Annotated in this window: 16 protein-coding genes; 3 read left to right on the forward strand and 13 right to left on the reverse strand. The window is 58.7% G+C overall.

Features of this window, described 5'->3' with window-relative positions; translation table 11 throughout:
- Positions 1 to 110: 110 nt before the first annotated feature.
- Positions 111 to 695: a type II toxin-antitoxin system PemK/MazF family toxin gene (locus AC2T9U_RS06320; RefSeq protein WP_493695549.1), complete on the forward strand. Its 585-nt coding sequence runs from the start codon at positions 111 to 113 to the stop codon at positions 693 to 695.
- 72 nt (positions 696 to 767) lie between these two features.
- On the opposite strand, the gene AC2T9U_RS06325 is transcribed toward AC2T9U_RS06320, so the two are convergent.
- The 3 genes from AC2T9U_RS06325 to hrpA form a co-directional block, all read right to left on the reverse strand.
- On the reverse strand, positions 768 to 2,423 hold the full coding sequence (locus AC2T9U_RS06325) for an RNA polymerase sigma factor (protein ID WP_411431110.1): 1,656 nt from the start codon (positions 2,421 to 2,423) through the stop codon (positions 768 to 770).
- Positions 2,424 to 2,441: 18 nt separating this feature from the next.
- Complete coding sequence (locus AC2T9U_RS06330; protein WP_258553120.1) at positions 2,442 to 2,576, reverse strand: hypothetical protein; 135 nt, start codon at positions 2,574 to 2,576, stop codon at positions 2,442 to 2,444.
- A 227-nt stretch (positions 2,577 to 2,803) separates the two neighbouring features.
- Positions 2,804 to 7,039, reverse strand: coding sequence for an ATP-dependent RNA helicase HrpA (hrpA, locus tag AC2T9U_RS06335; RefSeq protein ID WP_493695550.1), 4,236 nt, complete (start codon positions 7,037 to 7,039; stop codon positions 2,804 to 2,806).
- On the opposite strand from hrpA, the gene AC2T9U_RS06340 reads away from it, so the two are divergent.
- Both AC2T9U_RS06340 and AC2T9U_RS06345 read left to right on the forward strand, forming a co-directional pair.
- Positions 7,038 to 8,432 carry a uracil-xanthine permease family protein gene (locus tag AC2T9U_RS06340; protein ID WP_493695551.1) on the forward strand — a complete coding sequence of 465 codons (1,395 nt, stop codon included), beginning with the start codon at positions 7,038 to 7,040 and terminating at the stop codon, positions 8,430 to 8,432. The two genes, hrpA and AC2T9U_RS06340, sit on opposite strands and share 2 nt — an antisense overlap.
- 62 nt (positions 8,433 to 8,494) lie before the next feature.
- On the forward strand, positions 8,495 to 8,815 hold the full coding sequence (locus AC2T9U_RS06345) for a putative quinol monooxygenase (protein WP_208303359.1): 321 nt from the start codon (positions 8,495 to 8,497) through the stop codon (positions 8,813 to 8,815).
- An 81-nt stretch (positions 8,816 to 8,896) separates the two neighbouring features.
- Here the strand turns inward: AC2T9U_RS06345 and mnhG are convergent, their stop codons facing one another.
- The 10 genes from mnhG to AC2T9U_RS06395 form a co-directional block, all read right to left on the reverse strand.
- The gene (mnhG, locus tag AC2T9U_RS06350; RefSeq protein WP_028327710.1) at positions 8,897 to 9,235 is read right to left on the reverse strand and encodes a monovalent cation/H(+) antiporter subunit G; all 339 of its coding nucleotides are present in this window, start codon (positions 9,233 to 9,235) and stop codon (positions 8,897 to 8,899) included.
- Positions 9,232 to 9,612, reverse strand: a complete 381-nt coding sequence (locus AC2T9U_RS06355; RefSeq protein ID WP_258553118.1) for an MrpF/PhaF family protein — start codon at positions 9,610 to 9,612, stop codon at positions 9,232 to 9,234. Before AC2T9U_RS06355 ends, mnhG begins: the two co-directional genes overlap by 4 nt.
- Entirely contained in the window at positions 9,609 to 10,214 is a 606-nt protein-coding gene (locus tag AC2T9U_RS06360) for a Na+/H+ antiporter subunit E (RefSeq protein ID WP_493695552.1), read from the reverse strand. Before AC2T9U_RS06360 ends, AC2T9U_RS06355 begins: the two co-directional genes overlap by 4 nt.
- Positions 10,207 to 11,898, reverse strand: coding sequence for a Na+/H+ antiporter subunit D (locus AC2T9U_RS06365; protein ID WP_493696937.1), 1,692 nt, complete (start codon positions 11,896 to 11,898; stop codon positions 10,207 to 10,209). The genes AC2T9U_RS06360 and AC2T9U_RS06365 overlap by 8 nt, the downstream gene beginning before the upstream one ends.
- 5 nt (positions 11,899 to 11,903) lie before the next feature.
- Positions 11,904 to 12,419, reverse strand: a complete 516-nt coding sequence (locus tag AC2T9U_RS06370) for a Na(+)/H(+) antiporter subunit C (protein ID WP_493695553.1) — start codon at positions 12,417 to 12,419, stop codon at positions 11,904 to 11,906.
- Positions 12,416 to 15,373 carry a Na+/H+ antiporter subunit A gene (locus AC2T9U_RS06375; RefSeq protein ID WP_493695554.1) on the reverse strand — a complete coding sequence of 986 codons (2,958 nt, stop codon included), beginning with the start codon at positions 15,371 to 15,373 and terminating at the stop codon, positions 12,416 to 12,418. Before AC2T9U_RS06375 ends, AC2T9U_RS06370 begins: the two co-directional genes overlap by 4 nt.
- Positions 15,374 to 15,541: 168 nt before the next feature.
- On the reverse strand, positions 15,542 to 16,189 hold the full coding sequence (locus AC2T9U_RS06380; RefSeq protein ID WP_493695555.1) for an IMPACT family protein: 648 nt from the start codon (positions 16,187 to 16,189) through the stop codon (positions 15,542 to 15,544).
- Entirely contained in the window at positions 16,186 to 17,829 is a 1,644-nt protein-coding gene (locus tag AC2T9U_RS06385) for a dipeptide ABC transporter ATP-binding protein (protein WP_493695556.1), read from the reverse strand. Before AC2T9U_RS06385 ends, AC2T9U_RS06380 begins: the two co-directional genes overlap by 4 nt.
- A complete protein-coding gene (locus tag AC2T9U_RS06390) occupies positions 17,826 to 18,656 on the reverse strand; it encodes an ABC transporter permease (RefSeq protein ID WP_115030135.1) in 831 nt (276 codons plus the stop codon). Before AC2T9U_RS06390 ends, AC2T9U_RS06385 begins: the two co-directional genes overlap by 4 nt.
- The gene (locus AC2T9U_RS06395; protein ID WP_493695557.1) at positions 18,653 to 19,648 is read right to left on the reverse strand and encodes an ABC transporter permease; all 996 of its coding nucleotides are present in this window, start codon (positions 19,646 to 19,648) and stop codon (positions 18,653 to 18,655) included. The genes AC2T9U_RS06390 and AC2T9U_RS06395 overlap by 4 nt, the downstream gene beginning before the upstream one ends.
- Between the last annotated feature and the right edge of the window lie 3 nt (positions 19,649 to 19,651).

A 19,651-nucleotide genomic window follows, 5' to 3' on the forward strand; every position in this document is an offset into this window, starting at 1 on the left:
CAAACAGCTGCCTGCACAGCACCAACGGCACAATCACCCTCCATTCTCCCACGACTTCAACCGCACCTTGGGGCACGCTCCACGCCACCGCCACCCGTTACGCTTCCGGCGTGTCATTCAACTTCCAACGTCTTGGACGTGAACTGCTCCGTTTCCTCCTGCGATTCGCTGGAGAAGAACTCCAGCGCCGCACCGAAAACACCACCCCAGAGAAGAAAACACAACACACCACCACCGCCCCCGCACCAGCAGAAGCACCCCCAACCCCACACCCCCCAGCCAGCCACCGCACACCCACCACCAACAGCGGCGCACCAGAGAACATCACCTACTCCCCCAACCGCAATGGCCGCCCAGACCCCGGCGAAGTCGTCTGGGCCTGGGTTCCCTTCGAAGAAGACGCATCCCAAGGAAAAGACCGGCCCGTCCTGGTTCTGAGCATCGAAGGCGACACCGTCCACGCCCTCCAACTCACCAGCAAAGACCACGACCGAGACGCCGCACAAGAGGCACGCGCCGGACGATTTTGGATGGACATCGGCACCGGAGCCTGGGACCGTCAAGGACGCCCCAGCGAAGTGCGCCTCAACCGCCTTTTAACCCTGCCAGCCGACAGCATCCGCCGCGAAGGAGCCGCCCTGGACCGCGACATCTTCGAATCTGTCGTCGCGGCCTCAGCGAAATACCGCCACTAACACCACCCCACCCACGCATAAAGCGGCGGGGACGTCACACATATGTGTGACGTCCCCGCCGCTTTACCGCGATCAGTCCAGGTAGTCGCGCAACACCTGAGAACGCGACGGGTGACGCAGCTTACTCATCGTCTTCGACTCGATCTGACGGATACGCTCACGCGTCACGCCATACACCTTGCCGATCTCATCGAGAGTCTTCGGCTGACCATCGGTCAAACCGAAACGCATCGACACCACGCCCGCCTCACGTTCAGAAAGCGTGTCAAGCACCGAGTGCAACTGCTCCTGCAACAACGTAAAGCTCACCGCGTCAGCAGGAACCACAGCCTCAGAGTCCTCAATGAGGTCACCAAACTCGCTGTCGCCATCCTCACCCAGCGGAGTGTGCAAAGAAATTGGCTCACGCCCATACTTCTGCACCTCGACAACGCGCTCCGGCGTCATGTCGAGCTCCTTGGCCAGCTCCTCCGGCGTGGGTTCGCGACCCAAATCCTGCAGCATCTGACGCTGCACCCGAGCCAACTTGTTGATGACCTCAACCATGTGCACCGGAATACGAATAGTGCGAGCCTGGTCAGCCATAGCGCGAGTGATGGCCTGACGAATCCACCACGTCGCATACGTCGAGAACTTGAAGCCCTTCGTGTAGTCGAACTTCTCAACTGCACGAATCAGACCGAGGTTGCCCTCCTGGATCAAGTCCAGGAACAACATTCCGCGCCCTGTGTACCGCTTAGCCAGCGAAACCACCAGACGAAGGTTGGCCTCCAGCAAGTGATTCTTCGCGTTACGGCCATCCATGATGACCCAACGCAAATCGCGGGTCAGCATCGGATCGAACTCTTCACGCTCAAGAATTTTCTCGGCGAACAATCCCGCCTCAATACGCTTAGCAAGGTCAACCTCTTGCTCAGCGTTAAGGAGAGCGACCTTACCGATCTGCTTCAAGTAGTCCTTGACCGGGTCGGCCGTAGCCCCGGCAGTGACAACCTGCTGTGCCGGAGCATCTTCCTCATCATCGTCACGCAGAACAAAGCCTGACTCTTCAGAGCCATCGTTCTTGTCGTCTTTCTTAGACTTACGTGAACGCCTGCCCCGAGGAGTGACCTCTTCACCGTCATCATCTTCAGGCTCGTCATCAACGAGATCATGGTCGGTGTCAACAAGATCATCGACAATAGGCTCGTCGAATTCCTCAGACACGACATCGAGATCGTCCTCGAGCTCCGGATCTTCCTTCGCGGCCTTACGAGTACGCGTAGTTTTCGCAGCCGCCGACTTCGCCGTCGAACGAGTCGCGCGCTTACGCGGCGCTGGCTTATCCGCAGCCTCTTCCGATCCCTCCGCCGCGTCAGCCGCAGGCGCGACCTTCTTCGTCGTGGCCCGGCTAGTACGCCGCGTCGTAGTACCAGCAGCCTTAGTCGACTTACGCCGCGGCGTACGCTTACGCGGCTTGTCACCAAGACCTTCAGCGACAGCCTGCGCTGCGTGATTCGCATCAAGAGTGACCGTGATGCCACTCATCTCAAGAGCACGCAACACCGCCTTCTGACGCGCCAAAGTTAATTCAGCCGCGACCAATGCGCGCTGAACGGAAACACTGTCGACGGTTCCTGTGGCGGCACCAGCCGCCAGCAGCTCGGCGATGGCCGGGTGCGAGAACTCGGCCGGAAGAGGCTTGGTTCCATTCTTACCGGTTGGGGCTTCTGCGGAGGCGTTCGCCACGTGCTGCACCGACACCTTTCACGTAGGTTGGTAGGTCAGTCGCATTCCTGCTCGGACGGCTAGCGCGGCTCGTGTCTCACCGCTCATCTCGCGGGACATTACGGAGCCGGGGTGTTCAAGTGCCGAATCGCAGGCAAAAATGACTTGCACCATTATAACTTCTTGCACACATCTCCCTCGTCACACACGCAAAACCGCAGGCCGTGGCCCGCCATGCGAAAGCAACTCAGTCAACGCAGGAATGCCAACGCAACACCGGCCGCAATAATTCCGCCACTTGAGCACAACACCCAAAAAACCGAAAACACGCAGCAGGCCGCGCCAACGACGGCTTCCTACACACCCCATCGGCACCACAAGTCGACTACCCCAACAACCCTCTAATCACGAGCATCCTCCACCCGATCCATCGCCGCATAAATCCGCTTCTCAGACACAGGAACAGCCGTCCCCAATCGCTGCGCGAACAAACTCACCCGCAACTCCTCCACGAGCCAGCGCAACTGCACAACATCAGCCGCACCATGCTCAGTCACAGGCAACTTCGCTACAACCGCCAACCTCTCCTGCTCCACCCGCGCCACAACCTCAGCCGCAGCTGCATCCTTACGCAGGTCCAACGGCCCCTTCTCTATCCGAACCAACATGGCCTGCAAATACCGCGCCACATGCGCCAACTGCTTCATACCCGTCGCAGCAACAAACCCCGGATACACCAACCCCACAAGCTGCTGCTCCAGATCAACACGCATCTGCTTAACCCGATCCGCATGCATCGCATCCAGCGCCAACCGCACCTTCAACGACCGCTCCAACACCGGAACCACCATGTCAACAATGTCCATCACATGCGGCACAACCTCCCGCTTGACCGCAGCCAGCACCTGATCAAACGCCTCAGCAGTACGGATCCGCGCCGACATCCCCGACTCCTGCTCAGCAATAATCGCATCCACCGCTGCTGCCAACACATCCTCTAGCAGCGCATCAATGCCACCATGCGGGTTATTACCCAACGCCAACCGTTGAGAATTACTCAACAACGTCAAAATGCGCTGCCACGGCGCCGTCGAATTCAACAAAACCAGCCGCCGCAAACCATCATGCGTAGCCGTCTCCTGCTGCCGACGCGTCCCCAATACCTCAATCGCCACCGAATCACCATGATCGACCAGCGCCGGGAACCCCTTCACCGTGTTCTTTCCACGCTTACCCTCAAACTCACTAGGAAGCTCACCGAAATCCCACGACGTCACCGCTTTGCGCTCCAGATCAGCAGCGGCCTTCTTCATCGTTCCACGTACCTTCGGCGCCAGCTCCTCCTGTAACGCCTCCAAATCCTTACCCTCAGCAATAGCGCGCCGCCGGTCATCCTCCACAGTGAAACTCATCCGCAAATGCGCAGGTAAAGAAGCAATACCCCACTCCCCCTCCGGCACCCGCTTACCCGTGACGATATACAGCCCCCGCGCCAACTCATCCGCAAAAGACACCCCCGACCCAGGACCTGAACCCGGCTCCGGCTCACCCTCAACACTGATCGCCGCCAACGCCGCCCGCGCCCGATCCGGAGCAGGAACAAACTGCTTACGCGTCGCCTTAGGCAACGACTTCACCAACGCAATCGCAAGATCCTCACGCAAACCAGGCACCAACCAGTCAAACCCCACGTTCTCCACCTGGTTCAACACCGCCAGCGGAATATGGCACGTCACACCATCAGCAGCACCACCTGGGTCAAACTCATACGTCAACCGGAAAGACAGCTCCCCCTGCTGCCACACATGCGGATACTTCGCCCGCAACGCCTCATCCAACGGGCCATCACCAGCATTAGCCGTATCCGCAACCAACACATCCTGCGTAAACGTCAACAAATCCGGATCCGCACGACGCGCATCCTTCCACCACGCATCAAACGCAGCACCACTAGTCACCGACGCCGGAATCCGCTCGTCATAAAACGCAACCAAATCCGAATCATCAACAAGCAAATCACGACGACGAGCCCGTGACTCCAACTCTGACAACCGATCCAACAACTTACGGTTGTCATGGAAAAACCGATGCGGCGTATCCCAATCGCCCTCCACCAACGCATGCCGAATAAACAAATCACGCGCCAAATGCGGATCAATCGGCGCCAACGCCACCCGCCGCCCAATCACCAACGGCACACCAAACAACGTCACTCGCTCATCAGCGATAGCCGCAGCACGCCCACGACTCCACCGCGGCTCCGAATGCGACCGCTTCACCACATGCGCCGCCGCCTGCTCAACATCCACCGCCGACGTCACCGCATTCGTCCGCGCCCACAACCGTGTTGTCTCCACCAACTCGGCACTCATCACCCACTCCGGGTTCACCCGCCGCAGCACCGAACCATGCCCAATAGCAAAACGCGCCCCCCGGGCACCCACATACTCCCGCTTTTCCTGATCCCACGCCCCCACCTGCGACAACAACCCCGTCAACAACGCCTGATGCACCGCCGAAGCCGGAGAAGTCCCCGTCCCCACCCGCAAACCAAGCTCCTTGACCGTGTCCCGCAACTGCGACACCAAGTCCTGCCATTCCCTAAACCGCAAGAAATGCAAATACTCATCTCGACACAACCGACGGAACGCCGAACCAGACAAAACACGCTGCTGCTCAGACAAGTAATCCCACACAGCCAACAACGTCATAAAGTCCGAACCCTCGACCTTAAAACGCGCATGAGCCTGATCAGCACGAGCAGAATCAGCCCCCTCCGAAGGACGCTCCCGCACATCCTGAATACTCAACCCCGCAACAATCACAATCACTTCACGCAACGTCCCGTTACGATCCGCCGCAATCAACATCCGCGCCAACCGCGGATCAACCGGAATACGAGCAATATCCCGACCCAGCCGCGTCAAACGATGGGGCCCCTTCTCCCTGGCCTCAATCGCCCCCAACTCCTGCAACAACCGCAAACCATCAGCAATCTGGCGACGATCCGGCGGATCAACAAACGGAAACCCTGAAATATCACCCAACCCCAACGAAATCATCTGCAAAATCACACTCGCCAAATTGGTCCGCATGATTTCCGGATCCGTAAACTCCGGACGGCCAGCGAAATCTTCCTCGCTATACAAACGAATCGCCACACCATCAGACAAACGCCCAGAACGGCCCGAACGCTGATTAGCACTTGCCTGACTAATCGCCTCAATCGGCAAACGCTGAACCTTCGTCCGCTGATTAAAGCGACTAATACGCGCCGTCCCCGTATCCACCACATACCGAATACCCGGAACCGTCAACGACGTCTCCGCCACATTCGTCGACACAACAATGCGCCGCCCCGAATGCCCCGCAAAAATCCGATGCTGCTCCGCCGCAGATAAACGCCCATACAACGGCAACACCTGCGTACCTGGAAACTTCATCGCCTCCAACGCATCAACAGCATCACGGATCTCCCGCTCCCCCGAACAAAACACCAAAACATCCTGATCACCACCATCCCCACGGCTCTCAGTCCATAACTCCTCCACCGCCTCAGTAATCCCATAAACCTGATCCACCTCCACCTCAACCCGCTCACCAGAACGCGAAACCTGCTCACGCACAAGCGGCCGATAACGAATCTCTACCGGATATGTACGCCCCGATACCTCCAAAATCGGCGCAGGACGACCATCCGGGCCAGCAAAATGATTCGCAAACTTTTCCGGATCAATCGTCGCCGAAGTGACAATCACCTTCAAATCAGGACGCTTCGGCAATAACTGACGCAAATACCCCAAAATAAAATCAATATTGAGGCTCCTCTCATGAGCCTCATCAATAATGATCGTGTCATAACGACGCAAATAACGATCCCGCTGCAACTCCGCCAGCAAAACCCCATCCGTCATCACCTTCACCAAGGTGTCCCGACTCGACGCATCGTTAAAACGCACCTGATACCCAACCGCACCCCCAATCTCAACCCCCAACTCCTCAGCCAACCGCTCCGCCACCGAACGCGCAGCAATACGCCGCGGCTGCGTATGCCCAATCTGCCCATCAATACCCCGCCCCAACTCCAAACACATCTTCGGAATCTGCGTGGTCTTCCCCGACCCCGTCTCACCAGCAATCACCACCACCTGGTTGTCACGAATCGCCGCAAGAATCTCATCCCGCACCCCAGCCACCGGCAAATGCTCCGGATACGACACCTGCGGAACCGCAGCCAACCGCGCCTGACGACGCTTAGCCCGCGCCGCATCCCGCGCAGCCCGCTCCGCCTGCGTCAACGGGCGCCGCGCCACGCGGCCACCCCGACCACGACCCCGACCAGAAGAACGACCACCCCCAGAACGTCCCCCACTCACACCACCAACACCAGACTCAGAACGACCACGGGAGGAATCAAACGCATCAGGCACGCGCACCAATATAAAGGCGCACCACCCAGCAACCGCCCTCACCCCAGCCACCGGGGCAACCCAACCCACGCCCAACACCCCTGCAGCTACGCTGTTGCGCAACCCAGCCACGGACGGCACCAACCGCCCCACATCAACCGGGGCATCCAACCCCTCACCCCACCGCCACCACGCCCACCAACGGCGCGGCAACAAGGAGAACACCATGCCCTCACTCGGGTGGAAACTTCACTCAGATGGCCGAACCATCACACCCGGGGCAGTCGTCGCCCCCGAAGAACGCCTCTCCTGGCCATTCACCATAAGCATCGGCGCCCAACACGTCGTAGCCATGTTCGGCGCAACATTCCTCGTCCCCCGACTCACCGGATTCCCACCCTCCACCACACTCTTCTTCTCCGCCATCGGCACCCTCCTCTTCCTAGCAATCACCGGCGGACGACTCCCCAGCTACCTCGGCTCCAGCTTCGCCCTCATCGCACCCATCACCGCCGCCACTGCCTCCCACGGCGCCGGATCCGCACTCGGCGGCGTCATCGCCGTCGGCGCACTCCTAGCACTCATCGGAGCAATCGTCCACGTCGCCGGCGCCCGCTGGATCGACACAATCATGCCCCCCACCGTCACCGGCGCCATCGTCGCTCTCATCGGCTTCAACCTCGCCCCCGCCGCCTGGAACAACGTCAAAGAAGCCCCCATCACCGCCACCGTCACCATCCTGGCAATCATCCTCACCACCGTCCTATTCAAAGGACTCATCGGACGCCTATCCATCCTCATCGGCGTACTCATCGGCTACGCCACCGCCCTCACCCGCGGCGAAGTCACTTTCACCGAAGTCAACAAAGCATCCTGGATCGGCCTACCCACCTTCCACACCCCCACCTTCGAACCATCCGTCCTTGCCATGTTCCTCCCCGTAGTCGTCGTCCTCATCGCCGAAAACATCGGACACGTCAAATCCGTCGCAGCCATGACCGGACGCAACCTCGACGACATCACCGGACGCGCACTCTTCGCCGACGGCATCTCCACCATGCTCGCCGGATCCGGAGGCGGATCCGGAACCACCACCTACGCCGAAAACATCGGCGTCATGGCCGCCACCCGCGTTTACTCCACCGCCGCCTACGTCGTCGCCGGACTCTTCGCACTAGCACTAAGCATGATCCCCAAATTCGGCGAACTCATTAACACCATCCCCAGCGGAGTCCTCGGCGGCGCAGCCACCGTCCTCTACGGCATGATCGGCATGCTCGGCGTACGCATCTGGGTACAAAACCGCGTCGACTTCTCCGACCCCGTCAACCTCAACACCGCAGCCCTAGCCCTGGTCATCGGCATCGCTGACTTCACCTGGGTCCTCGGCGGACTCACCTTCAACGGCATCGCCCTAGGAACCGGCGCCGCCCTCACCGTCTACCACCTCATGCGCACCCTCTCCCGCCTACGCGGCACCACCGTCGAAGCCCCCTCCCCCGCATCTGCACCCGCCGGAACCGAAATAACCACCACCGGCGAACACACACCCGACCGCTGGGCCGAACGCCCCACCCCACCACTGACCAAAAAACCAAATCCCGCCCCCACACAACAATGACAACCCCACCCCACCACACAACTCACCCGGCGAAGATCACCAACCTCCGTTAGCGTGAACGCATGATCCTCATCAACGTCAAATTCTTCATCAAACCCGAACACGCAGATAACTGGCCAGAAATCAGCCGCCCCTTCACCGAAGCGACCCGATCCGAAGAAGGCAACCTCTGGTTCGAATGGTCCCGCAGCATCGAAGACCCCAACACCTACATCCTCCTCGAAGCATTCACCGACGAAGGAGCTGAACCCCACGTTTCCAGCGAACACTTCGAAACAATGAAAAAAGAATTCCCCCAATACCTCACCCAAACCCCCCAAATCATCAGTAAACAGGTCGAAAACGGCCAATGGGGCCCCATGGGAGAACTCAACATCTCCTAAACACCCCACCCCAGATAAAACACAAGTGCCTGGTAACTGACCCATACAACAAGTCAGCTACCAGGCACTTGTGTACCTGCACTACCCACCCTGTCCCGAAACCTCACCCTCATCAGCCTTATCCGAACGTGCCAATGCGTAATACCCCCGCCCAGTCATATGACCCGACGTTGGCACCGTGATCATCTGAAAGACACCCACCAACAACAACATCCCCAAATCAATCCACGACGGCAACCTCAACCCCACCGCCAACAACACCAACAACACCCCCAAAGTCTGCGGCTTAGCAGCCGCATGCACCCGACTAAAAAAGTCCCGAAACCGCCCCAACCCCACAGCAGCTGTCAAACACAAAAACGACCCCACAAACAACGCCGCCAGCGCCACCCAATCAGCAACCTGCTCCACAACACTCACCGACGATCCCCCTGCCCTGCAGAAAACTGCCCCTCACCAGAACCGCCGCCCGCACCCTCCAACAAAACCCGCCCATCCACCACCGGCGCCAACGACCTTGGCTGCACCGCATCATCAGCATGCGCCGCAAACCGCGCCACCGCCAACGAAGACACAAACCCAACCAACGACAACGAAATAAGAATCGACACCGTCGACCCATCCCGCGTGGCCGCAATATACAAACCAAGAACACACACGACCGTTGACACCAACACCTCGTTAGCAATCGCCCGGTCAACTGCCGTTGGCCCCACCACCATCCGAAAAACCGACAACAACGCAGAGACCAACAACATCACTACGCACGCACCAATAACCCACAGCTGAACGTTCACCGCTGCACCTGCCCCTCAACTCCAGACGCCACAGACCGCCAACGCCGCCGACCACGCAACACTGCCTGCGGATTCTCCGCCAACGCCCAAATCACCCTCTCCTCCTGCGACTGCGCCTTCCGTAACGCCACCCGCAACGACTCCTCATCAGGCGCATCAAAAATATGCAACAGCATCCACCCCTCACTCGGAGACAAGTCCACCACCACCGACCCCGGAACCAACGCGTTCATCTCGGCATTCACCACAGCAATCAACTCGTTATCCGAACGCAAAGGAACCCGCAGCAAACGCCCCTGCGGCTGCCACCCCACCTGCAACGCCCTCGCAGCAACCTGAAAACTCGCCGCCGTCAAATCCACCACAAAACGCATCAACAACACCACCACCGCCCACAAACGCAGCCGCACCCCCAAAATCAACGGCGGCAAAGGAAGCAACACCAAAATTCCCACCGTCAACACCACCCCACCAATGACGTTCAACCACGTCGCTCTCCCCCACAACATCACCCACACCGTCACCAACAACACCAACGGCAACGGTTGCACCCGCCGCCTCACCGCTCTGAACTGACGCCGCGCAGAACTCGAATCAACCACGACACACACTCCCCTCACCACACCCTGCCGGGAATACCGCATGCACATACGGCGTCCGCGACAACAAATCAGAAGCCGCCCGATCTGTCACCCCATACAGCGGACCAGCAGCCAAAGTGAACGCACACGACACCGCTACCAACGACGCCGTAGGAATAAACAATCCCCGAGGAACCGGCTGATCTGCCTGCCCCTGCAACTCACGCAAACGATCAGGTTCAATCACTGGAATCGACTCAGCTGACACAAACTCACGCTCACCCGCAGGAACCTCCACCTCAGCAGAAAGTTCCGTAACCGGTCGACGCCAAAACGCCCGGGACCACACCCTTGACACCGCATACAACGTCAACAAACTCGTCACCACCGCACCGACCATCAGCGCATACGCCACTACCCCACCAGCCTGCGCACCAGCATGCAACAAACCAATCTTCCCCAACCACCCCGAAAACGGTGGAATACCACCCAAATTAATCGCGGGAATAAAAAACAACACCGCAATTAACGGAGCTGTACGAGCCAACCCACCCAACTCCGCCAACGACGTCGTCCCCGCCCGGTGCTCAATAAGCCCCGTCACCAAAAACAGACTCGTCTGCACCACAATGTGATGACACATATAAAAAACCGCCGCCGACAAGCCCATCTGATTACCGACCGCTAACCCAAAAACCAAGTAACCGATGTGACTAATCAACGTAAACGACAACAAACGCTTAATGTCATCCTGCGCAATAGCACCCAAAATCCCAAAAAGCATAGTGAGCAACGCCGCCCACATGAGCATCCCATTCAACCGACCATCAGGGAACAGCAGTGTCTGTGTGCGCAACATTGCATACACCCCAACCTTAGTGAGCAGACCCGCGAATACTGCCGTCACTGGCGCCGGAGCCGTTGGATACGAGTCAGGAAGCCACCCCATCATCGGGAACAAAGCAGCTTTAATACCAAACCCAATCAACAGCAATGCTGACAATGTAAACGTACCTGCGGAAGACAACTCAGGAAGACGAACTGCTAACTGAGCCAAATTCACTGTCCCCGCAGCTGCATATACAAAAGCAATCGCAGCTAAGAAAAATAGTGAACTTAGCAAATTCACGAAAACATAGTTAACACCAGCACGCACCCGCTCCTCCGTGCCCCCCAATGTGAGCAACACGAAACTGGCAACCAACAACATTTCAAAACCCACATAAATGTGGAACAAATCACCTGAAATGAATGTGGTGCCAACGCCAGCCGCCAGCACCAGCAATGTCGGGTGAAAAATCGGCAACGGCGCCTCACCATCACCCATATCAGCACTAGAACGCCCTTGACCGATCGAATACATCATGACCGCGAACGTCACAATCGTGGACACCAGCACCATTAATGCTGCCAACCGATCCACAATCAATGTGACTCCCATCGGCGCAGCCCAACCAGCAGCCTGCATTACCTGAGGGCCATACATATCCGCCCGCTGCAGCATCACGAAGGAAGCAAGCAACACACTGACAAACACACAGATCGTGATAATCCGCTGCACTTTCTCCTTACGCACCGCCACCAAAGTCAACCCAGCACCGATCAACGGCAACGTAACGGGCAAGGGGACCAGCCACGTCCACGGATCCACTTCACCCGCAGGTGAAGGCACATTCCCCTCTGCAAGCAAATCCAGAACAGCCATCACACTCATCGGAGCCCTCCATCACGCTGATCCTCAGGGCTGCTCCCCGTTATGGCCTGCACATTCTCACCTCTAGCAGGGTGATGTCCCCCTGGGTCAGGATCATCTCCCGGATCAGGTTCGTCCAGATCACCGGCGTAATCGCTCTCAGACATGTCGTTTTCCGCAGCACGGCGAGCAATGCGCGCATCTTCATCGTCATCCGTAATGATGTCGCTGCTAGACAACTGCCACGCACGATGAGCGAGTGCCATAACAAAACCGGTCAAAGCCAACGTGATAACGATGGCGGTAAGCACCATGGCCTGAGGTAGTGGATCACTCATCTCAGAAACGGGCCACATCCCCACAATCGCGGATTTACCCGCCGCGCCACCAGCAGCGAGGAACAAAAGGTTCACCGCATTTCCCATAAGAATGATGCCAATAAACGAGCGAACAATTCCTCGCTCCAAAAGAAGAACAACACCACATGACGCCATTACGCCTACGGAAATAGCTAAAGGAAGGTTAGAAATCACTGCATCTTCCCTTCCGTGGGTAAAATTCCACTCGTTCCTTGACCAGAAATCTCACTATTCGACAACAAGCCAGAACTCAACACGTTTACATTCCTCCCAGCCTGTTCCTGCTCTATCTGGCGATCAAGAGCGGCACCCAAGCTGCGAAGCATGTCCAACACCAGGCCGATCACTACGAGATAGACACCCACATCAAACAAAACTGACGTCACAAAGTGAACTTCACCGATCAACGGCAAGTGCGGGTTGAATGTCCATGTCTGCAGAACGTGCCCTCCGCACAGCATCGATACGACACCAAAACCTGCAGACAGGAACAATCCGGTTCCTAGCAAAACACCCGGCAAAATTGGCGCTGCCGCGCGCAATTCATCTCTTCCACCTGCGAGATAACGCACTGTCAGGGCGAGCCCAGCAACCATTCCCGCCGCAAAACCACCCCCGGGTGCATTGTGACCTGCGAACAAAAGATAAACGGACCACAGCAGAATCGGATGAAAAACTAACCGCGCAACTACCTCAATCAACACCGATCGACGCTCACCAGAGACAAACTTCGCAGTCGAGACAAGCCAAGACTGACGCACACCTGGCTGCGAGATAAGAACATTCTGTTGAGACCGCTGCATTTGCCGACTTGCACCACTAGATAAACGTGGACGCAACCGCTCCATATTTTCTTCACGAAGGAAGATGAGACTGGCGATTCCAGTTGCCGCTGCCAGCGCGACAGAAATTTCTCCCATGGTGTCCCAAGCGCGAATATCAACAAGAATTATGTTGACGATATTCGTTCCACCACCAAAGGGATAAGCAAGTTCAGCCATCCCATCAGATGCTGGACGGTGAATACGCAAAGCAGGCATCAAGAGGGTAAGTGCAGTGAATATAACACCCACGACAGTTCCGAAAATTACTCGCCTCACTCGGACCTTAGAAGGTGCCGTAATGTCGAATCGAGTTCGCAGCCGACGCAGCACAAGAACAAATACAACAATGGAAAAAGTCTCGGCAAGCGCTTGAGTCAAGGCAAGATCCGGCGCCCCATAAACCAGGTACATCATTGCGCACCCATACCCAGTAGTTCCCGCCATGAAAACGGCACGCAGGCGGCGTTGGGAACGCACGGATGCGATGGCAGCAGTACATAGAACTAGGGCAATCGCCGCTTGCGGCCAGGCTGAGATGTTATCGACCTGGATGCGATCCCAGTCCTGAGCTACAGCCAAAAGCGTCCCGCCTGGAACAGCAATAAAGACAAGGAGGATAAGAGACAGCGACAAAGGCAGCGAGCCGCGTTGCAGCAGACCCGTCGTCTCCAAAGAAAGGCGATCAAGCCGGTGCATGCACAGCCGGTAAACAAGCTGAGCCGACAACAAGGGAGGAACTCTGTCCTGAAGTTGGTTGACCTGTGTGCTGAACAAGACAAGAACAGTGCCGAGAGTCCAGGTAAGCAGCGTCAAAAATAAAGCTGGGGTAAGGCCGTGCCAGAGAGCCAAGTGCAGATCTGCACTGTCTCCAAGAGCGTTGCTTGCGCCTCGGAGGAACGGCTCAAGATAACTGCAGAAAAGCCCAAGTGCGACGGTGCCGCTAGAAAGAATTAATGGAATTCCTGTCAGCAAGATCCCGGGGGCGTGAATGGGGGTGTCTTCAATTTTTGGATCGTTGCGGAAAGCGCCCCAGATGAATCGCCAGCTGTAGGCCAGGGTGAGAGCTGACCCAACGACGAGTACCCCGAGAACGATTTTCCCGTAGGGCAGCGGGGTGTGTAGGTAGGCGTCGTAAGCTGCTTCTTTGCCAACAAAACCGAGCAGGGGTGGCAGTCCGGCCATGCTGGCAGCGGAAATGATGGTGGCAATAAACAAGCCTGGCATGCAGCGGCGCAAGCCAGACAAACGGCGTAGATCTCGAGTACCGGTGGAGTGATCGATGGCACCAACAATAAGGAATAGTGCTCCCTTGTAAAGCGCGTGAGCGAGGAGAAGAGTAACTCCGGCGAGAGCGGTATTTGGGTAGCCGGACCCGACAAGGACGATAAGGAATCCGAGTTGACTAACGGTTCCGAAAGCAAGAAGAAGCTTTAGGTCGTATTGCCGCAGTGATCGGTAGGCGCCGATGAGCATCGTCGTACAACCGATGGTGAGTACAAGGGGGCGCCATACGGGGGCATCAGCGAAAGATGGAGCTAGGCGGGCCACGAGGTAAATACCTGCTTTTACCATGGCCGCTGCGTGGAGGTAAGCACTAACCGGGGTTGGGGCCGCCATGGCTCCCGGTAGCCAGAAATGGAAGGGGACTTGGGCGGATTTGCTCAGGGCGCCGGTGAGGATGAGGGCGATAGCGGCGTTAGTGATTGTGGTGTCGAGGGGGGTGGTGCTGATGAGTTGCGAGAGTCGGTATGTGCCAGCTTGTTCACCGAGTAAAACGATGCCGATGAGCATGGCTAGGCCGCCGAAGCCGGTTACAACAAGGGCTTGCGTGGCGGCGATTCGGCTGGATCTGCTTTCAGGTCGGTGCCCGACGAGGAGGTAGGAACCGACGGTAGTAAGTTCCCAGAACAGGTAAAGCAGGAATGCATCGTCGCTGGTGACCAGCCCTAGCATTGCCCCGGCGAATGCAACGAGAGTTCCAGCAAAACGACCAAGTCCAGGTTCTTCGTCAGAGAAGTAGCTTGCGCAGTAGGTGAGGACAAGTGTTCCTATGCCGCCGACGACCAGACACATCAGACAGGACAGCTCATCCAGCCGGAAGGTGAGGTTAAGACCGAGTGTGGGGATCCATGGGTAGGTTTCAACGACGGCACCGCTGAGTACTGTAGGTGCCTGTATGAGGGCCCAAGCGAATGTCAAGGCGGGTGGTACCGCCAAGATACCGAATCCCCTCGCTCGAAAGCGTTCTATGATGAACGGAGATAAGACAGCGGCCACTGCGTGGATGGTGAGCAGAACGACCACTGAGGGAACCTCCTCTTAGGCTCGCTTTGTAGCAAGTCTTGACGCCGGGGAGCATGACAGCGCACGCACTCATGGGCGGGCCGCATTACCAATTTACCGGGTTTTGGGACAGGTTCGCAGGATCAGTCCGTCAGTGAGAAGCAAGGCTGGCAGATGGGGTGGGTCGGGTTAGTGCGGATTTATGTCAATTGGTGACCAGGTAGCGCCGGTGATGGTGGTGCTTCCGTGGCCAGATGATGTGACAGCGACGAGTTCTTGGATGTCGTTTTCACGGCCGCAGCGGATGTCGACATGCATGATGACGCTGCTGGTTGTGTATTCCACATTGTGGAATACACAACCAGCAGCGCGGAGTGCGTTTTCGAGCTTTCCTGCGGAGTTCATGTTGGTAGTTACGCGTAGTCGTTTACCTTCTGCGTAGGTCACTTTTTCGGCGGTATTGATTGCGGCAAGGGTCGCCTCAGTGTATGCGCGTACCAGGCCGCCTGTGCCTAGCAGCGTGCCTCCGAACCATCGTGTTACAACGACCACGATGTCGGTGAGTCCATGGCCTGCGATGGTTTCGAGGATGGGCATTCCGGCGGTGCCGGAGGGTTCTCCATCGTCGTTACTTCGTCGGGTTTGTTGAGTGTTGCCGAGGACGAAGGCGCTGCAATGGTGGCGAGCGTCCCAGTGTTCGCGGCGTGCGGTGTCAATGATGGCGCGGGCTGCAGTTTCGTCGGTGACTGGTTCGATGCGGGCAAGGAATCGGGAGTTTTTTACGTCGATTTCTGCGCTGGTTGCGTGACGGATCGTGGTGTAAAAGCGTCCGGTCATGTTGGCTCCGTGGCAAGGTCGGCGGCCTGTTTGCCTGCAAGGGCGCCGGTGATGGTGGGGGCTGAGGCAATGAGGCGTTGGGTGTAGGGGTGTTGTGGGGCGTGGTAGAGGTCTGTGCTTGGTCTGTCTTCGACGATGTGTCCTGATTGCATGACAATGGTGCGTTCGCAGAGGTCTTGGACGACGAATAGGTCGTGGCTGATGAACAGGAGGGTAAATCCGATGGTGTCTGCTAGGGAGGTGAGTAGGTCGAGGATGTGACCGCGGACGGTGACGTCCAAGGCGCTGACTGCTTCGTCTGCGAGCAGGAGGGTTGGGTTGGGTGCCAGGGCGCGGGCGATGGCGATGCGTTGTCGTTGGCCGCCGGAGAACTCGTGGGGGTAGCGGGTGGCTGCGTCGGGTTCGAGGCCGACGGCTTCGAGAAGTTCCCATACGCGTTCGCGGTGCAGGGTGCGTTTTCGGGCGCGTAGTGGTTCGGCTATGCTTTGCCAAACGCGCAGGTGGGGGTCGAGGGATCCTGCGGGGTCTTGGAACACCATTTGGAGCCGGTCTCGGAGGAACCCGAGTTCTCGTTCGGGGCGTGCGGTGATGTGTTCTCCGTCGATGCGGATGGTGCCACTGGTGGGGGTTTGTAAGCCAGCGAGGCAGCGCAGCAGGGTGGTTTTTCCGGAGCCGGATTCGCCGACGATTCCGAGTCGTTCTCCGGGGTGGAGGGTGAATGAGACGTTCTGTAGGGCGGTGACTGCTTCTCGGGTAGGACGTCCGAAGCGGCGTTGGGGGGCGAATGTGTGGGTGAGGTTGTCAACTTCTACGTGGGCGCCGTGGCGGGTGGGGGGTGGCTGGTGGCTGGTGGCGCGGGGGGTGGTGGCGCGGTCGGCGGCGTTGACGAGTAGGCGGGTGTATTCGTGTTGGGGTGCTGCTAGCGCGGTGTGTGTGGGGGCGTGGTCAACGAGGGTGCCGTTTTTCATGACGAGGAGGCGTTCGCAGACGGTGCCGACGACGGCGATGTCGTGGGAGATGAATAGGACTGCTGATCCGCGTTGGGTGGCGCCTGCGACGATGCGTTCGAGGACGGATGCTTGGACGGTGACGTCCAGGGCGGTTGTGGGTTCGTCGCAGATGAGGAGGTCGGGGTTTCCTGCCATGGCGATGGCTGCGACGACGCGTTGGCGTTGTCCCCCGGAGAGTTGGTGGGGGTATGCGGTCATGGTGTGGGTGGGGTTGGGTAGCCGCATTTCTTCGAGGAGTTCGATCGCGGCGGTGCGTGCGTGGGTGCGGTTGAGTGCGGCGCGGGCTTGGAGGGCTTCGATGATTTGGTTGCCGACGCGCATGGTGGGGTCGAGTGCGGTCATCGGTTCTTGGAAGATGAAGCCGATGTTGGCGGCGGCGGCGCGGGTGTGGTGTCGGGTGTTGAGGAGGTTGTTGCCGTGGAGGTTGATGGTGCCGGTGGTGGTGAGGTTTTCGGGCAGGAGTCCGGCGATGGCGGCTGCGGTGAGTGATTTTCCGGAGCCGGATTCTCCGATGAGTCCGACTCTTTCCCCGGGGGCTATGTGGAGGTTGATGTTGTTGACGAGGGTTTTTTCTCCGGTGCTGATGTGGAGGTTGTGGACGTCGATGAGTGGTGGTGCGGTGGTGGTCATCGGTGTCGTCCTCGTAGTCGGGGGTCGGTGAGGTCGCGTAGTCCGTCTCCGAGGAGGTTGAATCCGAGCACGGCGGTGGCGATGGCTGTTCCTGGGATGAGTGCGAGTCCGGCGTGGGAGTAGAGGAATTCTTGTCCTTCTTGGAGCATGCGGCCCCAGGAGGGTTGGGGTGGTGGGGTGCCTAGGCCGAGGAAGCTGAGTGCTGCTTCGGCCAGGATGGCCATGGCGAAGGCGACGGAGCATTGAATGATGATGGTGCCGCGGATGCCGGGCCAGATGTGGGTGTAGGCGATGGACCAGGGGCTGCGTCCGGCTAGTTGTGCGGCGGCGATGTAGTCGCTGGTGAGGATGCGTAGGGCGTTGGCGCGGGTGATGCGCAGGAAGGTGGGGATTCCGGCGAGACCGATGGCGGTGACGGCCGTCAGGGTGCTGCTGCCGAAGATGGCTCCGAGCATGATGGCCAGGAGGAGTGCAGGGAAGGCTAGGAGGATGTCGGCGGCGCGTAGGAGGGTGGTGCTGATGGGGCGGGGGCCCATGGCTGCGAGGATGCCTAGTGGGACACCGACGAGTGCGGATATGGCGACGGAGCTGATGCCTACGGTGAGGGTGGTGCGCGCGCCGACGAGAATTTGGCTGAATACGTCGCGGCCGAATTTGTCTGTTCCGAGCCAGTGTTGTGCGGTTATTCCTTGGAGTCGTTGGGTTGGGTACATAGCGGTGGGGTCGTAGGGGGTCCAAATGAAGGAGCAGGCCGCGGCGAGGATGACCAGGCTTGATAGGGCTGCTCCGGCGATGAGGAGGGCAGGCAGGTGGCGGTGTTTGTTCATGCGTGGACCCGGATTCGGGGGTTGAGGAGGGTGTAGAGCAGGTCGACGAGGGTGTTGAGGATGAGGATGGCGATGACTAGGAGAATGACGACGTCTTGGATGACGAGTAGGTCGCGGTTGCCGACGGCGTCGAGCAGGAGGGAGCCGAGGCCAGGGATGGCGAAGACTTGTTCGATGATGACGGCTCCGATGAGCATGCTGGCTAGTTGGATGCCCAGGATGGTGATGACGGGGATGGCGGTGTTGCGTAGTACGTGGGTGGTGATGAGGTGGGGGGCGCTGATGCCTGTTGAGCGGGCGGTGCGGATGTGGTCTTGCTGCCAGGTTTCGAGTACGGCGGCGCGGATGTAGCGGGTGAGGATGGCGCCTTGGACAAGGCCGAGGGACAGGGCTGGCAGGGTGAGGTGGGCGAGGAAGCTGGTGGGGTTGTGGGCGGGGACGGCCCATCCGGAGCTGGGGAGGAGTCCGGCGTGGACGGATAGAAGGGTGACGAGAATGATGGCGACGAGGAAGGAGGGTAGGGATACGCCGATTTGGCTGAGGGTTGAGATGGCGATGCCGTCGGCATGGCGGTGGCGTAGGGCGGCGTGGATACCTGCGGGGATGGCAATGAGTAGGGCGATGGCCAGTCCTGCGGCGACGAGCCAGCAGGTGACGGCGGCGCGGTCCAGGATTTGGGGGGTGATGGCTGCGCCGGTGACGTAGCTGTTTCCTAGGTCGAGGGTGATGAGGCTGTGGACCCAGTCGATGTATTGGATGGTTAGGGGGCGGTCGAGACCGTATTGGGTGCGTAGCGCGGCGACGGCTTCGTCGGAGGCGTTAAGTCCTAGGGCGATGCGGGCGGGGTCTCCGGGCAGGATGTTCATGAATGTGAACACGAGGATGGATGCGGCTAGGAGGGATGCCGCGAGGTTGATTATTCGTTGTAGGGGTGTGGTGGCCCGTGGTGGTTGCCGGGTGGGGATGGGGCCCTCTGGGGGGGGTGTAATCATGGG

This window comes from Dermatophilus sp. B7861-1, assembly GCF_058996045.1.

What these genes read in the sequence shown, in the direction of transcription:
- AC2T9U_RS06390 (WP_115030135.1), bottom strand. Translation starts at nt 18,656, where the DNA reads ATGAACAAACACCGCCACCTGCCTGCCCTCCTCATCGCCGGAGCAGCC.
- AC2T9U_RS06385 (WP_493695556.1), bottom strand. Translation starts at nt 17,829, where the DNA reads ATGACCACCACCGCACCACCACTCATCGACGTCCACAACCTCCACATC.
- AC2T9U_RS06365 (WP_493696937.1), bottom strand. Translation starts at nt 11,898, where the DNA reads ATGGCTGTTCTGGATTTGCTTGCAGAGGGGAATGTGCCTTCACCTGCG.
- AC2T9U_RS06330 (WP_258553120.1), bottom strand. Translation starts at nt 2,576, where the DNA reads ATGGTGCAAGTCATTTTTGCCTGCGATTCGGCACTTGAACACCCCGGC.
- AC2T9U_RS06395 (WP_493695557.1), bottom strand. Translation starts at nt 19,648, where the DNA reads ATGATTACACCCCCCCCAGAGGGCCCCATCCCCACCCGGCAACCACCA.
- AC2T9U_RS06345 (WP_208303359.1), top strand. Translation starts at nt 8,495, where the DNA reads ATGATCCTCATCAACGTCAAATTCTTCATCAAACCCGAACACGCAGAT.
- hrpA (WP_493695550.1), bottom strand. Translation starts at nt 7,039, where the DNA reads ATGGTGTTCTCCTTGTTGCCGCGCCGTTGGTGGGCGTGGTGGCGGTGG.
- AC2T9U_RS06380 (WP_493695555.1), bottom strand. Translation starts at nt 16,189, where the DNA reads ATGACCGGACGCTTTTACACCACGATCCGTCACGCAACCAGCGCAGAA.
- AC2T9U_RS06340 (WP_493695551.1), top strand. Translation starts at nt 7,038, where the DNA reads ATGCCCTCACTCGGGTGGAAACTTCACTCAGATGGCCGAACCATCACA.